Genomic DNA, 13624 nt, shown 5'->3' with positions numbered 1-13624 from the left:
GGTTATTCAACAGGCGTGATGCTTAAAATATCTTTTTAATATTCCATATGTTTTTAAGTTATTTTCTTTACGAACATTTATAAGTTTTCCTAGAGAATTAATTTCCCCTTGCAGCTTCTTTATCATCGCTTTACATTTTACCATTTCTTCCTCAGTGTCATTCTCTTCTTGAAAATACTTATATGACGAAGTAATACTAAATGAAAGTTCCCGATCACAAGCAGGACATGTTCCCTCTAAAGGGTTTTGTTTCTTGTGATGTCTTGACACTTTTCGCAGTAAAGACAATCGTTCTTTATAATAGCTCTGTTCATTGCATTTAGAAATATATTCTTCTTCATGTTCATTTAAAAGCACCTGATTATCACTGTGTAACTTAATATATTCTAATGACTCTTCAATAAATTCTTCATCAACTAGTTTTGTAATTTGGAACTCGTCATTACTATTTTCCAAATTTACATAAAATTTAATTTCATCTTCTTTACTTTTCAATTTTCTTTCCAATTCCTGCTTTTTATCCCTATCAACAAGTGATTCAATTCCCAAATAATAGTCAAGATAATCTTCTTTAAGATTTTTATAATACTCAAGGCTACTAAAGGATTTTCTAAGGTATACCCACCCTACTGACTGAGGTATATAATAAGGCAAAAACATTGCTTCGATTGGAGCAGCTTTGTACCCCTCCTTATTCTCTAATTTAAGTGTGAAATTAAATAATTCATGAAGGAATCCTTTAAGTTTAATATGTTCAGCAGACTGATTCGCTCTAATACCATTAAACCTCATAATAGGTTTATCTACCCTTTTAATGAATATCGTTTCATCATCTCTAACAAAAGTAATTTTTTCACTTTCTCCATTATTAATTACTTGAAAGTCTACTCTTATAAAAGCACCTTCTTCAATAATTTCTTTCAAGTGGTCATTATTGTCATTTATACCCAGCGTGTATAAAAGCATCTGAAAAACCGTGCTTTTTCCTGATGTATTTTTTCCATAAATAATGTTTATACCTTGATCAAACTCTGTGTAAAAATATTCATTTTCACTCTCTGAATATGCAAATAGTTTGTTTATTAATAATTTTGTTTTCATAATTGTCCCCTTACTTCTATATATGCAGCATAAATAGCAGCTTTTATACTTAGCTCTGACAATTGAGAACTTATGTTTTTTCGAAACATTTGATATAATTCTAAAATACAATCAGTCTCGACAGTAAAGCGATACATTACATTACTATTCTCCTTAACAAAGGAGAGTATTTTTTTATGTTCAATTTGTTGATAATCTTTAAATCTATCAAAGCTATTAATAAAATTCAGCTTAAACTCGCTCTTATCTGGAATGGAAATCTCCAGATTTATACAAACTTCTTTTTCCTCATTTCGCCACAATTCAAATGCCATCGTTTTTGTAGTAATTATATCAATAGCATCATTAATACTTGCAGAACTAACACGTTTTGATTCATCCATTAACTTTACAACATTGCCTTGGTTTAACGTGTTTTCTACATCTCTAAATAGAAGCAACAGCGCATCTACAGCAGCTCTATGATCACTGACCTTTGCTCCAAATATTCTACTGAGCAGTCCAACTAGTGAATCCTTCTGCCCAGCGCTTTTCTTTGGAAAATCAATATAGGCTAATGAAACATTATTTAATTCCTTTAAACCTTCTAGATCCTTACCTAGCAATTTCGTTAATTCTGCTTCAATTTTATTTGTAATCTCAGTATCTAAATCAGTAAATTTTAATCTACTATTACTCTCGTTAATAGTTATACTTTTATTCTTATTTTTTCCTCTAAGACCATTACTTAATTGTATAGAGTTGTTAGTTATGAACTCTAAGTTATGTGTATAGTTATTTACTTTAGGCATACTATCTGCATTCAGTGATAAGCCTACTCCAGTCATTTTTCTAAGTAATTCATATAAGCCGCTCATTTCCCACTTTTCAGAAGACTTCTTTGCTTGATAAGAGTCAATAGAAGAAATAAGCTCATCATTATTTTGATAACAAAACAAAAAATCATCATGATGTTCAATACAAATAAAGTACTTTCTATCTTTTAAATCATTATACTTATTGAACAAAAAGTATAATGCACAATGTTTTTGAAATTCAGTCCCCGTCGAACCATGAACACCAGCATTTACAGCAGCTTTACTTTGATTATTCATTGTCTATTCCTCTACACAAATTATTTATATAAATTTGCATTAATCCATTTCCTCCGTCACACCAGGGGTTATAGTATTAGGAATATTTCGACAAATATATTCAAATCCCTTCTATTTTATATATTTTCCTTCTTTAGTAGCTTTAGTAAATTGCCACTGCCATGTTCTAGGACAAGGTTGCAATTCTGAGAAGCTGATGAGAAGTTGCATCACCTACAAGCAGACCAATCAAATAGTGATTACTTTCTGTGTGGTGTCGACCATACCAATACCTCCATTCATAGATTATCTTACCATTAGTTCAATATATAATAATTTTAGCATAAATCAGAACATATGTTTGTGAATAAAATGTTTTACTCCAGCAATTTGATCGAATCGTTTAACAAGCAAATCAAGAAATACACGAACCGGAAAGAACAATTCCCTCATGAAGAGGCATTAGAAAAATTCCTGGTTTCCCAGTTTGAAAACGATAACTAACGTTTTGCTACCCGTTGTCATATTGGCTTCGATCAAGCACGAGCAGAACTGCTCGCTCTGTTCACCGCCACAAACTAACATCGTTCTACAACAGGGAAATGTTATTTCATTTTTTCATTTACACAAACTTCTTGACGCTCCCCTTTCAAAGCAAAATTGTTAACATCTTATTCATAAAAATAGCCTTCCTAATAGGAAGGCGCTACAATTTTTTATTTGTACAGATAATTTTCGAAGCCACTTTGCATTCCAAAGTAACGAAGGTAGTAACCATCGCGATAACGCTCAATTACTTTGTCTATTACAGGATCATTTTCAAATTGAATATAACCTGTTATATAAAGTGCAATTAAATACTCCTCAAAACGAAGATTACCTAGAACCATTTCTTCCTTATCTATCCCTTTGAATATGTGAAGCTCCAAGTTTAATAATAATGACCCACCTATTAAAGTTGAATTAATTACATATGCATGTTGGCCATCTTTATCTATCTCATCGTCTCTGTTTAATCTTATTAACTTTTCGATTCCTCTTTTGTCCTCAAATACATATGCACCAGTTGCTTTATCGAATCCAGCATGAGGGTCTTGACTCAAGTCTGAAAAACGGCTAAGGTCTTCCTTTTTTGCAAAATACGTTTCCGTCAATCGTCGATGAATTTGATCAGTAGTAAATGGATTAGGTATATTTAAGGTCAAATATTTTTTATATAACTTTTCAACATCAATTTGCATTTTACTTCCCTCCTCTTAGTTATTTTTTGTACCCCAAATGGTCTACTCAGGTAATCGAAAGTAACAGAAAACATTTTTAAGAAGTGACGATAATGATGAATTATAATGACAAATTTTAAATCTTGCTACCATCAATCTTGAATCTACTCAATTAAAAGCCTTAACTGAGGAACAATGCTGTGATGATAACGCACTAGAACTCAAGCTTTTTCAATTCCCGTGATACTGGAATCAAGCTACTTATTATAGTTATTCAACTATCGCGATATTTATTTTAGTATTGGAGAGAGTGTTATTGCTGATAAAGATTATAGTTACCTTCTATTTGCACCCCATACATAATCAGCTCCATAAAAAATATGACCTGAGCGTTTATTACCCGTTATTCCATGAAAATGATTGTAGTACTTTGTATCACTATAACCGGTGTCATAATGATTTTCTAACCTTGTAGCTGAACCAAAACTTCGAGCAAGTGCTGAAGCGTCATTGTAACTTGATGCCCAGACTTCATTATTTGAGTTTGTCACATAGGTTTTAGCAGCATTTTTATCTTTTAGTGTACCAAGAATGTATAAACCAGATTTGTCTGTCTTCGCTTTGTAATATACAGGCTTATCTCTGTTATTATTCTTCGAGAGTTCTTGTACAAAATCACGTACTGCTACTACCTCCTGCCCAAACTTATAAATAGCAAGACCTGCAGCAGCTCCACCACCCAACCATGCTAATAGCTCACCAATACCCATACCTATCCAAGGAAGAACAGGTACGATGAGACTGGTTTCAGGTGATATTTCATCCCCCATTTCTTCCAGTTCTCCGACGTTTACAGTAGTGTGAGTTTCATCATTTGATACATCTTCACCACTATTTTGACTCTCTTCAATGGTAACTTCTTGGGAGCTATTTTCGTCTTTGTTAGTTGAAGCTTCTTGAACGCTATTTAGCGAATCTGCTCCTGCTGCAAGAGAGTAAGTTTGAGCGGAAGCAACAAAGAATATTAAAAAAGCCAACGTGAGTGTGGTAATACGTAAAATTGATTTTATGGATGTTTTGTTAAACAAATTAAATTTCCCTCCTAATGATATTGTTAGCACTATCTCCAATACTAAGTATTGATTCAAATATATTCTCATATGAACCAATATTAACCACATTATCATCTCTATATTTTTTTGACAATTAGATATTTTATTTTTCATAAAGCCCACATATTTCATAATAACGACTTATAATACTGGGTAGACGCCGTTCTTTGATTAAAACATCCAGTACACGTTTCCTATCATTCAGCAACTCTGCAATTGTTGCGTCCCTAGGTGCTGGGAAGATCCTGCTCCAGCCAAGATTACGTATCCGGGTATAAAAGGTAGCTTTGTTAATGCCGTTTTCTCGCGCCAATTGCAGCCACTTCCGGCGATCTTTCAGGGCACGTGGTGGTGTTGCCATCGCTCGCTCGTTCCTTCGTCCAGCCCTGTTCACGAATACGACGATCCAACATGGCTGATTTGACTCCAATTTTCTCGGCTTCAACATACTCTTCTGGCGTTATATAGAACCAATGGCTCAATCCCATTTTCCTCCTTTGAATACCCATCTTTTTTTTCTTCCTTAAAAAAAAACAGCAACTACCCCATATTAGGTAGTTGCTGTTTCAGATGTTTAACAATGTCCTCCAGTTTTTTTACAATATCTCTGCTGATTTGCGCTTGATACCTGGTATCTGCCCTGTGTATCCAAACAACTCAAGCTGACGCTGGGCTTTGCGGAATACATAATCTACATTCTCTCCAACCTTAATCGTCCCGTCTTGTCGCAGATGCTTATCTGTTATCCAAACATTCTGATTAGTGCCACCCTTCCAGCCCATACCATAACATCATTACTATCTGGTGCAAATTTTTTAAACCGCTAAATTTTCCTGCTCCTGTGTATATGTATGTTTTCTCATTCTTTGCAATTTTGCTTTCATTAACATACCAATTAACGGTTGATATTTTTCCCCATACCTCAGCTGTGTAATCCGTAAAACCTAATATCCCTAAATCTTTATCAAAAAACTTGATTTCTTTTTCGTCATGACTAATTTGAAGCTTAATACTCATTTATAAAACCGCCTCTATAGAGAATTTTCATTTATTTTTGTTTGTGCTGGTTTCTTATAACGTTACTGTATTTACGACGTCCGACGAAGTCGGATGTGTCCAGTTGCCTCTGCTTTCCCAAAATCCTTTGCCGATTAGCTTATCAAAAATCTATTATTGTTTATTATCTCTTCAATCACTTCGTCTATCTGGTTAATAGAATATTCTTGGGTATTTAATATATGCCTTTCGTCTTTTAATGCTTCTTTAAATTCATTCAATAGGATTACGCTTCGTTCACCCATTTGAATCGTTGGATCTCTTGACTGATCTCTTAATATAATTGTTTCTGGATCAACCATAAACACAACATAAATGATCCTTACATTCATACTCCCTAACTCATTAGCTAACCAGTTAGCCTCCGATGGAAACGTCACATAATCTATAACAACATCGTAATTAAATTCAATTAGATTCTTCACTAAACCCAATATATTTATCCAAGTCAGCTTATGAGTTTCTTGACAGAGCCAAGGCTTGCCCCTCCCGTTTACAGGTAAATGACTAATATCATCGCCAGAGATATATGAACTGCGATCCAAATGCCCAACAAGTTTCTTTGAAGTAGTAGATTTCCCGACACCAGCGGGACCGGAAATGATATAAACTGATCTTGACATTTTGTAGCCTCCTTGAAAATACTGCAATATATCAGCCTTTAGGTGCTTTCGTATAACGTTCCTGTATTCATGAACCCCGAAGGGGTTGTCTGCTGAAATGCTTCCCTGAAATCCTTCTCGCAGACCAAGGCTCCAAAGGAGCCGCTGCTTGAATATTATGTTAGATGATGCCCTCGCTCCCTTGAATAGGCACAAAATGTTAAGTATCATAGTCTATTTTCATATTCATCTAAACTTATTCCACTTTTCAATTTCCATTCTTTTCTACCATTTATTGAACTATTTCTTACAATAGCTGCTGCTGCAGATGGAGATTTAAAGTCAATGTCCCTACACAATTTAAAATAACTTTCACTTTCTGAAAGCTCAAAAAATCCCTCCTCTTCAAGTTGCTTTCTTAATTTCGCATAGTTATGACTGGAAAAACTATTGACATGATCTTTTCGGATGTAGGAATCCGCTAGCAGTCTATATGTCCCTTCTATAATTATAAGTTTCGCTTCTTTAGCCATCTCACCTTTAGCTCCAGGGACATTCAAATAAAAAGTGTCGCTTTCTTGCCTTCTATTGTTACTGATATTTTCATTGGTTGTTTGAGTCTTAGTAAAATCTAAAATACCTAAATTGTTAAGTACAAATATAATATTCTCATTAAAATTATCCATGTCATCACATTCAGAAATAGGTAACTTTGAACCTGGTGGAGTGTTTCCGTTAGTTGTCTCAATAGTAGTCTTATTTTTAACTGCAATTCCGTACAGTTCTCTTTCAAGATATCTGACGTGCGACTTTGTTAAATTAGTATCTTTGCTAATAAATATTACAAAATCGCTCCACCAATCCTTTTTCTTAAACTGGTCAGATATTCGTCCATTTACTTCGTCGGCCTCTCCAATGTATATCTTCTTTTGATAAGAATCTTCTACTTCAGAAATCAACAAATAGATACCAGGAGAAGATAATTCGTCAATACTTTGAAGCATTTGAACATGTTTTCTTTGTCCAACATATGCTTTACCTGTCCAGTTACTAAGTTCTGCTGTTTTCAAATTCTTATATTTCTCTCCCATAATATATAGCTTGATTGATTTCCCTCTCATCTACTAACCTCCATAGCCTTCAAACATGTTTATATCTTCCTTAATATATTAGAGGGTTTCATCTAACGTAATATTCACGAAGTTCCTAAATATAAGAAATACAATTGATTAAACGAAACATCGTATTTGAAATAGTCCTTTTGAATCATGCTTATATTGTATCATCAAATGGAAGAATATGACGATCACTAATCCTATACTTTCAAACAAAAAACTCCCGCCAAAACTTCATTTTGAATAATTGATTCACACGTACATCCCATCAATGACAGGTACGTAAAAATCATCAAACGTTAACTATACCTAATAGATAATATAATATGTTTATTCCATGTGTACCACTTGACTAGACTTTAGGCTTACTGGAGCAGAGAAATCAATTTCTCAGCGATTCACCCCGGACAGCATAATAAATGAAGTCATTATATAAATCCTGGAGGCATGTTGTATCTAGGCGATCAGCTCATCCGCTAAATTATCGGTAATAAGCTTTACATTAAGCTTCGTCGACATCAATTAAAAACACCCGCTCCTGAAAGCCACCCCGTGCCTCGGCTTTGTCTGAACGCAGCTTGTCCAGCTCTGCCGTATTCGCCCCATGTACTTCTGCCAGCGCCCGGATGACTTCCAGCATATCCGCCAGCTCTTCCAGCGCGTCCTTATCTTTCGCCGCTTCAAAATATTCCGTTGCTTCTTCACGAAGCTTCGTTCTCAGCTCTTGCTTATATTCCTCCTGGTCCAAAAAACGCGTGCGGCATTCCTTGCCTTGAGACGTAATGATGTGCGGAATCCGGTCCCGCACCAGCTTATTATATGTAGGCATCTGAAATAACACCCTTTCTGTTGTGGAGCCTTAGACCGAAGCCAACAACTTCCTTTTCGCCATTATATCATTCGTGAGAAAAGGTTGGGTGTTGATAGGGGCATGGAATTTGTTTATTCAACTTATAGGTGTAGGAAAGTTAAAAGAAAAATATTGGGTCATGGGGATTCAGGAATACGCTAAACGGCTAGGCCCATACATTAAGTTTCAAATGATCGATGTAGCCGATGAAAAGGCTCCCGACACACTGAGTGAGGCGGAAGTCCGACAGGTCAAGGAGCGGGAAGGTGAGCGTATCCTTGCCCATGTGAAGAGTGAAGCGCATGTCATTGTGCTCGCCATCGACGGGAACTCTGGAGCTCGGAAGAGCTTGCGGAGGAATTGGACAAGCTCGGTACCTACGGTACAAGCCATGTTGTCTTCGTCATTGGCGGCAGCCGTGTCCTCTCTGACGAAGTCCTCCGCCGCGCCCAGCAGAAGCTGAGCTTCGGAAGAATGACTTTGCCTCATCAACTGATGCGGCTGGTGTTGGTGGAGCAGATTTATCGGGCGGTGAAGATTAATCGGGGTGAACCGTATCACAAATAACGGCAAGTTTTTGCTCGGCAATATAAACCGGGTTATCAGGGATTTGCGAGACCCACTCTGGTTCGCTAGTTGCAAAGTTAGCCAAAACGGCTTCAAGCAATTCTGTTTTTCCCTTGAAGTAATGATAGATCAACTGCTTCTTTACCCCGGCATTTTCTGCGATCGACTCGATTCTCGCCCCCTCAACCCCGTGCCATCGCATTCGAAAGGGTGTCCGGGAAGTATTTCCCCGCAAAGCGCAATATTTTGGAGAAGCCCGGAACGACCCTCTTTTTGTTTTGCTCCATCCCTTTGATCCCGTGCTTTACGAGTGTGTCCAGACTCATACTGGGAATGCCGCCGTTCTGCATGCCAAGGAGCAGATTGGTTTCCGCAACGAGGGGTGGGACAAGTTCCATCACGTGTATGTTCGTTTTCGATTTCCTGAGCTGGATTCGAAGCGCGTCAGTAAACATATGCACGCCCGCTTTTGTAGCCGAATAAACGGGATGAAGGGGGGAAGTGACGTAGGCAAGACCGGAGCTTACGGTTACGATCATAGCTTCATCTTGTCTGGCCAATTGAGGGAGCAGCGCTTCCGTCGTCCAGATGGTCCCGTTTAAGTTCGTTTCAATCTCTGCGGTAGTGCGCTCCAAATCGAGGTTATCGTCCATCAATTCGAAGGTGCGCATAATACCTGCCGAGTTGAACAGAATCGAGACTTCAGGGTAGCGGTCACGAAGGATTGCGGCCATTTCGCGAACGGAGTTCGCATTGGAGACGTCGCCTCGCAGCCCGATGAGCCCTTTATGTCTGTGCGTTACTTGATCGAGTGTTGCTTGATTCCGTCCAATGACGATGACTTTATTGCCACGATTCAACAAGTTCAAAGCGAATGCAAGACCGATGCCCGAAGTGCCGCCTGTAACGACGACTGTACGATTTGAAAGTTTCATGAAGGACTCTCCTTTTCAGTTACATCTTTTAAAATTTGTAACCTATGAATGAGCTAAGCATACAATGATGAGTTACAAAAGTCAATAGTTGTAACCTGTGACGTCAATCGGTATAATAAAATTATGAAAAATTTAAGCAGAGAACTCATAATGGAAACCGCACATCGAATGGTTGTCGAACAAGGGATGGATAAAGTCAATCTGTCAAAGGTCAGCGCTGAGTTGGGGACGACTCATGCTGCGATCTACAAGTATTTTTCAGGCAAGGAAGAGTTATGGACCGAGCTTGCGTTGTCGTGGCTGGACCATGAACTGGCGCGGCTTTTTCCATTTGATACAGACAAATGCTCGTCGAAGAAGGACATCGTGCACGAGTGGCTATGGATTTTGAGCCAATCGAAATATGAGGCTTATGTGCGTGAGCCTGAAATGTTTAAGCTGTATACAGCATATATTGATCGAAATCCGGCGGTGCTCATTCGGCACATCGGCGATTTAATGGACAGTTTAAAGGCCGCGAGTGGCATTGAGGACGTTAGGCGGCTGTATGCCATTTTAATGGCGTTTTCATATTTTTCTGCACCAGCTTATGCAGATAATTGGATGCATATGGATTTTAAAGGAGAGTTCGAAGCGGTCTGGAAGTTGATCGAGGCGGGGATTGAGGATTAGCTACAGTCACACCAATTAAGATTTGTTTAATCACGAGAAGGCTACCAGCTTGATTGGCGGCCTTTTTTTGCGCTAACATTTACGAGCGAGTTGAACAAAGCGAGAGCAAAGAAAGGGCCATCCCAGAAGGATGGCCTTAAAACTTGCCGTTACAGACAGCGCTGTGAACCCTACCACAAGTAGGGCGAAATTTGAAATTTTATTCAAAAGCATTTCCGGTAAAATATTTGGTCATGGGGATGATAATCACATAACAAATAGAAGGGAACAAAAAAACCGTAGATCATTTTCAGATTAACGGTTTCAAAAATTCAATTTTTCCATGTATGCCTTGACTGTTTTTTGAAGCATTCTAGAGCAGCGGGTTTTGAGGGTGTAGGTCTTTTATAAGTAGGGTAGGGATCAAACTACTATTTTGGGTTAGCATTACTCATCCAATGATCTACATAAAGCTGGCTTACAGCCTCCTCTTCTTGTTGCTGTTTCATTTGCTGTAACCACGTTTCTGCTTGCGCCAGGTTGTCAAAGCTGCCCATTACCACAGCAAACTTGCCGGTGCGGGTTTTAACCATGCTGCTTCCTTTATCATGAAACTGTTCGGCCAGCATGGCCAGTGCTTCCCCCTCTTCCATGTCCTGACTTCGCACAAAGAACAACTCTCGCGGCTGCGAATGGTTTGCAGCCGAGAACAGCTTAAGCTGGATATAGCCAGGATCTTTATACTCTGATACGGAATAATCCACATTCTCCTTAAGCTCAATTACAAAGCGGACTGCCGAATCATCCAGAATAATATTACGATATACATCTTTCACATAATTAAGAGCTCGAATATCCTTCTCCATTTTGACATAATCAAGCTCACGTACTCCGTTAAAGGTGAAAACTAGCCGATCTGGACCTGCAAGTCGCTCTAAGGTGTAGGCTGGAGCAGACGCAAGCTGATTGCCATCGACCTTGAAATGAATGCTTAACGAGTCGCTTTCCTGTTTGGTTGTTGCCACTGCCCCATCTGTGGATTGTCCCCCGCCGCCTATTTGAAAGATTTTCACGACAGACCCGATGATCGGCACATCAGACAGCGCCAGAGCTACGGTTGGCACATTAACTGTAATGACCATAGCTGCGCAGGCCGCAACCAAAGAAGAACCGCGCCACACTCGTCTATTCCGTTTCATTTTATGTGCACGCTTGCGAGCATCCTGAATCACTTCTGAAAGACTGGACGGAATTTCGATCTCATCATATTTTTCTTTACCATACATCCGCTTCAACCTGCTTTCCTCGTTAGTTGTAATTTGAGCTTATTGAGAATGCGATAAAACTTGCTTTTTACAGTATTTTCTGAAAGTGAAAGCACCTCGGCAATATCCTTGAATCGCTGGCCTTCAAAAAATTTTAGAATGATAAAGGACCTTTCCTCAGGCTTCAAAACTTCAAGGGCCTCGTACATATTCGAATCTGCGGATGTTAGCGAATGCTGGCTGTCCTCGATATACGTATATTTCTTCTTACGCCTTAAATGATCAATCGCACAGTTGATGACAATCCTCGCAATCCAAGTTTCTACATAGTCCAGACTCTCCAGTTTCTTATATGAGAGAAAAGCCTTATACGATGCCTCTGATACGATCTCAAGCGCATCCTGTTGATTCTTGACGTATGAGTATGCAATCCGGTACATTCGTTCTTTGCATCCCATCAGCCGGTCGCTAAACTGTTGTTCGGTTAACGACGCATTTGCTTTGTTCAGTTGATACACCCCCATTGCTGGTTATACCTCGACTTTCATTGTCTATTGTGTAATGTATGTTAGACAGATCAGCGTCTCAAATAGTTTCATCATTCTGATGGTTTTTTTCACCCCGCTAATTAGCTGCCTTTCGACAAAAAAGGTTAACTTAACTTGAAAATAGGGATTCATTGCCTCTGAGACTTTAAGTTTTAGAGTTTTTTTGTTCTTCTTTTACGATATAAACTGGGCGTTTGCCGTTACTAGGACAGGTGTCCCTACATAGAAATAAGTTGATGAGCATCGTATGCGAATCATATTCTTAGGTTGATTGGTTCAAAAGTTACATGGGGGAATACGAGCAAGCACGGTTATTGAAGGAATTTGTAGACACTGAGCTTGTGCCTGGTAACTTATCAATCGCCAAGCCCTGAAAACTATACAGACAATGCTAGCGACTACATTTAATTCATAGAAAGGCTGACATAAAAATGGACTTGTTGTAGGTTATGCAATAAAGGCTAGGCGCTACTCCAGTGAGAGAGCTGCCTGTGAAAGATGGCTCAGAGGGCGTTAGATATACTTGATGATATAATGGCATAAAATATTAAAAAGGAACGGAAAAAGACCTCCATCTGCCATCGAGCTTTATACATCTGTGCGATTTGTTCTGCGGTCACCTGCATTAAATCGGTAACGACTCGGATGACTCGACCTTCAAAATCTCGAAACATCACCACAATGTAGTCCGGGTAAGTGCTCCCTTGGTAACGCTTTGCACTTCTTCCGGAGTCAGAATGGATGGAAGGATGAATGGGATCGTGATAGACTTTTTCATGGAGTCGTCACCTTTCGGTTAAGTTTGTAGGGATACAAACATTTTACCGAGTTGACGGCTCTTTTTCTACCATTTAATGGTTAATCGACAGGTGTGGATTTAACTACTTCATGGACTGATTTTCTTTAAAAATAGATGGATACCACTCAGCAGGATCAGCTACAATTCGACGAGATAGACGTATTAAAGTATGGTCCGTTCTAAAAAGCAGCCTATCGACCTCCTCCAGCTTCATTGACTTGTTATGTGCATGATCCTCTGCGGAAATAAGATAATGCACCGTACCCATAAACAGCACCATATCCAAACTCGGCTCAGCATCCGTGTGGATTAGTCTAAGTACATCCGTTATAGATAGGTTAATGGAGGACACAATAATTTGATTTCGGTGAACATAAACGGCCTTAGCCATAGAAAACATCGCCCGGTCACACAGAATGAGGCAGTTGTGAAATTGATGATGATTGCGCATGATCTGTGCAAGCTTGATCTGATATTGGGCCAGCTTTTGAAAATCCATCATGCAATTTAATATGTTGGGGTCGCTATGATTAGGCTGTATGGAATCTAGATCACTATGTAGGTGGTTGCTTAAGGAGTCATTTTTCACGGGGAGTCAACTCCTGAATTTTAATTTAATGAACAGTAAGGGCATCGTAGGACCAATAAAGAACGATCAAAATGTACAAATTTCTAGCTATCGGACAAGCTTTATAATAAATATTACTATATCACGCCTGTTGAATAACCA

General features: G+C 38.6%; 17 protein-coding genes and 2 pseudogenes. 3 read left to right on the top strand and 16 right to left on the bottom strand.

The features are described 5' to 3' along the window. Nucleotides 1-6: 6 nt before the first annotated feature. Both ACIFQM_RS24700 and ACIFQM_RS24695 read right to left on the bottom strand, forming a co-directional pair. Entirely contained in the window at nucleotides 7-1101 is a 1095-nt protein-coding gene (locus ACIFQM_RS24700; RefSeq protein ID WP_430066375.1) for a hypothetical protein, read from the bottom strand. After that, nucleotides 1098-2195: a dsDNA nuclease domain-containing protein gene (locus tag ACIFQM_RS24695; RefSeq protein WP_430037126.1), complete on the bottom strand. Its 1098-nt coding sequence runs from the start codon at nucleotides 2193-2195 to the stop codon at nucleotides 1098-1100. The genes ACIFQM_RS24700 and ACIFQM_RS24695 overlap by 4 nt, the downstream gene beginning before the upstream one ends. 348 nt (nucleotides 2196-2543) lie before the next feature. Between ACIFQM_RS24695 and ACIFQM_RS24690 the strand changes: the two are divergent. Further along, a pseudogene (locus ACIFQM_RS24690) lies at nucleotides 2544-2756 on the top strand (transposase); the annotation flags it as partial. A 134-nt stretch (nucleotides 2757-2890) separates the two neighbouring features. Here the strand turns inward: ACIFQM_RS24690 and ACIFQM_RS24685 are convergent. The 8 genes from ACIFQM_RS24685 to ACIFQM_RS24650 all read right to left on the bottom strand — a co-directional run bounded on the left by ACIFQM_RS24685 (nucleotide 2891) and on the right by ACIFQM_RS24650 (nucleotide 8108). Next, nucleotides 2891-3415, bottom strand: a complete 525-nt coding sequence (locus tag ACIFQM_RS24685; RefSeq protein WP_430037123.1) for a pyruvate kinase — start codon at nucleotides 3413-3415, stop codon at nucleotides 2891-2893. A gap of 314 nt (nucleotides 3416-3729) precedes the next feature. Then, a complete protein-coding gene (locus tag ACIFQM_RS24680) occupies nucleotides 3730-4482 on the bottom strand; it encodes a hypothetical protein (protein WP_430066373.1) in 753 nt (250 codons plus the stop codon). Nucleotides 4483-4796: 314 nt separating this feature from the next. Beyond that, a complete protein-coding gene (locus tag ACIFQM_RS24675; protein ID WP_430037118.1) occupies nucleotides 4797-4988 on the bottom strand; it encodes a hypothetical protein in 192 nt (63 codons plus the stop codon). A 114-nt stretch (nucleotides 4989-5102) separates the two neighbouring features. Further along, complete coding sequence (locus ACIFQM_RS24670) at nucleotides 5103-5288, bottom strand: hypothetical protein (RefSeq protein WP_430037115.1); 186 nt, start codon at nucleotides 5286-5288, stop codon at nucleotides 5103-5105. Then, entirely contained in the window at nucleotides 5266-5523 is a 258-nt protein-coding gene (locus ACIFQM_RS24665; RefSeq protein ID WP_430037112.1) for a hypothetical protein, read from the bottom strand. The genes ACIFQM_RS24670 and ACIFQM_RS24665 overlap by 23 nt, the downstream gene beginning before the upstream one ends. A gap of 134 nt (nucleotides 5524-5657) precedes the next feature. Further along, a complete protein-coding gene (locus ACIFQM_RS24660) occupies nucleotides 5658-6185 on the bottom strand; it encodes an AAA family ATPase (protein WP_430066371.1) in 528 nt (175 codons plus the stop codon). A 206-nt stretch (nucleotides 6186-6391) separates the two neighbouring features. Further along, nucleotides 6392-7285 carry a GIY-YIG nuclease family protein gene (locus tag ACIFQM_RS24655; RefSeq protein WP_430037106.1) on the bottom strand — a complete coding sequence of 298 codons (894 nt, stop codon included), beginning with the start codon at nucleotides 7283-7285 and terminating at the stop codon, nucleotides 6392-6394. 496 nt (nucleotides 7286-7781) lie between these two features. After that, complete coding sequence (locus ACIFQM_RS24650) at nucleotides 7782-8108, bottom strand: nucleoside triphosphate pyrophosphohydrolase (protein ID WP_430047206.1); 327 nt, start codon at nucleotides 8106-8108, stop codon at nucleotides 7782-7784. A 109-nt stretch (nucleotides 8109-8217) separates the two neighbouring features. Here ACIFQM_RS24650 and rlmH point away from each other — a divergent pair. Next, nucleotides 8218-8696, top strand: a pseudogene (rlmH, locus tag ACIFQM_RS24645) (23S rRNA (pseudouridine(1915)-N(3))-methyltransferase RlmH). On the opposite strand, the gene ACIFQM_RS24640 reads toward rlmH, so the two are convergent. Beyond that, entirely contained in the window at nucleotides 8668-8898 is a 231-nt protein-coding gene (locus ACIFQM_RS24640) for a TetR/AcrR family transcriptional regulator (RefSeq protein WP_430047204.1), read from the bottom strand. The pseudogene rlmH and the gene ACIFQM_RS24640 overlap by 29 nt on opposite strands. After that, nucleotides 8879-9631, bottom strand: a complete 753-nt coding sequence (locus ACIFQM_RS24635) for an SDR family oxidoreductase (RefSeq protein WP_430066369.1) — start codon at nucleotides 9629-9631, stop codon at nucleotides 8879-8881. Before ACIFQM_RS24635 ends, ACIFQM_RS24640 begins: the two co-directional genes overlap by 20 nt. A 150-nt stretch (nucleotides 9632-9781) precedes the next feature. Between ACIFQM_RS24635 and ACIFQM_RS24630 the strand changes: the two genes are divergently transcribed. Continuing rightward, nucleotides 9782-10303: a TetR/AcrR family transcriptional regulator gene (locus tag ACIFQM_RS24630; RefSeq protein WP_430066367.1), complete on the top strand. Its 522-nt coding sequence runs from the start codon at nucleotides 9782-9784 to the stop codon at nucleotides 10301-10303. 410 nt (nucleotides 10304-10713) lie between these two features. Here the strand turns inward: ACIFQM_RS24630 and ACIFQM_RS24625 are convergent, their stop codons facing one another. The 4 genes from ACIFQM_RS24625 to ACIFQM_RS24610 form a co-directional block, all read right to left on the bottom strand. After that, complete coding sequence (locus ACIFQM_RS24625; protein ID WP_430037386.1) at nucleotides 10714-11568, bottom strand: hypothetical protein; 855 nt, start codon at nucleotides 11566-11568, stop codon at nucleotides 10714-10716. Nucleotides 11569-11573: 5 nt separating this feature from the next. Then, nucleotides 11574-12071, bottom strand: a complete 498-nt coding sequence (locus ACIFQM_RS24620) for a sigma-70 family RNA polymerase sigma factor (protein ID WP_430066365.1) — start codon at nucleotides 12069-12071, stop codon at nucleotides 11574-11576. 527 nt (nucleotides 12072-12598) lie between these two features. Next, nucleotides 12599-12769 (bottom strand): transposase, encoded by a 171-nt coding sequence (locus tag ACIFQM_RS24615; RefSeq protein WP_430037383.1) that lies wholly within the window; start codon nucleotides 12767-12769, stop codon nucleotides 12599-12601. 207 nt (nucleotides 12770-12976) lie between these two features. Further along, complete coding sequence (locus ACIFQM_RS24610) at nucleotides 12977-13483, bottom strand: hypothetical protein (protein ID WP_430047194.1); 507 nt, start codon at nucleotides 13481-13483, stop codon at nucleotides 12977-12979. Nucleotides 13484-13624 lie beyond the last annotated feature (141 nt).

This window comes from Paenibacillus sp. NRS-1782 (assembly GCF_050467685.1).
Classification (GTDB): domain Bacteria; phylum Bacillota; class Bacilli; order Paenibacillales; family Paenibacillaceae; genus Paenibacillus; species Paenibacillus terrae_A.
Note: the sequence above shows the minus strand (reverse complement) of the source record. Positions and strands in the feature narration are given on the sequence as shown.

What these genes read in the sequence shown, in the direction of transcription:
- ACIFQM_RS24640 (WP_430047204.1), bottom strand. Translation starts at nt 8,898, where the DNA reads ATGCGATGGCACGGGGTTGAGGGGGCGAGAATCGAGTCGATCGCAGAA.
- ACIFQM_RS24620 (WP_430066365.1), bottom strand. Translation starts at nt 12,071, where the DNA reads ATGGGGGTGTATCAACTGAACAAAGCAAATGCGTCGTTAACCGAACAA.
- ACIFQM_RS24655 (WP_430037106.1), bottom strand. Translation starts at nt 7,285, where the DNA reads ATGAGAGGGAAATCAATCAAGCTATATATTATGGGAGAGAAATATAAG.
- ACIFQM_RS24635 (WP_430066369.1), bottom strand. Translation starts at nt 9,631, where the DNA reads ATGAAACTTTCAAATCGTACAGTCGTCGTTACAGGCGGCACTTCGGGC.
- ACIFQM_RS24665 (WP_430037112.1), bottom strand. Translation starts at nt 5,523, where the DNA reads ATGAGTATTAAGCTTCAAATTAGTCATGACGAAAAAGAAATCAAGTTT.
- ACIFQM_RS24670 (WP_430037115.1), bottom strand. Translation starts at nt 5,288, where the DNA reads ATGGGCTGGAAGGGTGGCACTAATCAGAATGTTTGGATAACAGATAAG.
- ACIFQM_RS24630 (WP_430066367.1), top strand. Translation starts at nt 9,782, where the DNA reads ATGGAAACCGCACATCGAATGGTTGTCGAACAAGGGATGGATAAAGTC.
- ACIFQM_RS24700 (WP_430066375.1), bottom strand. Translation starts at nt 1,101, where the DNA reads ATGAAAACAAAATTATTAATAAACAAACTATTTGCATATTCAGAGAGT.
- ACIFQM_RS24695 (WP_430037126.1), bottom strand. Translation starts at nt 2,195, where the DNA reads ATGAATAATCAAAGTAAAGCTGCTGTAAATGCTGGTGTTCATGGTTCG.
- ACIFQM_RS24650 (WP_430047206.1), bottom strand. Translation starts at nt 8,108, where the DNA reads ATGCCTACATATAATAAGCTGGTGCGGGACCGGATTCCGCACATCATT.
- ACIFQM_RS24615 (WP_430037383.1), bottom strand. Translation starts at nt 12,769, where the DNA reads ATGTTTCGAGATTTTGAAGGTCGAGTCATCCGAGTCGTTACCGATTTA.
- ACIFQM_RS24660 (WP_430066371.1), bottom strand. Translation starts at nt 6,185, where the DNA reads ATGTCAAGATCAGTTTATATCATTTCCGGTCCCGCTGGTGTCGGGAAA.
- ACIFQM_RS24625 (WP_430037386.1), bottom strand. Translation starts at nt 11,568, where the DNA reads ATGTATGGTAAAGAAAAATATGATGAGATCGAAATTCCGTCCAGTCTT.
- ACIFQM_RS24685 (WP_430037123.1), bottom strand. Translation starts at nt 3,415, where the DNA reads ATGCAAATTGATGTTGAAAAGTTATATAAAAAATATTTGACCTTAAAT.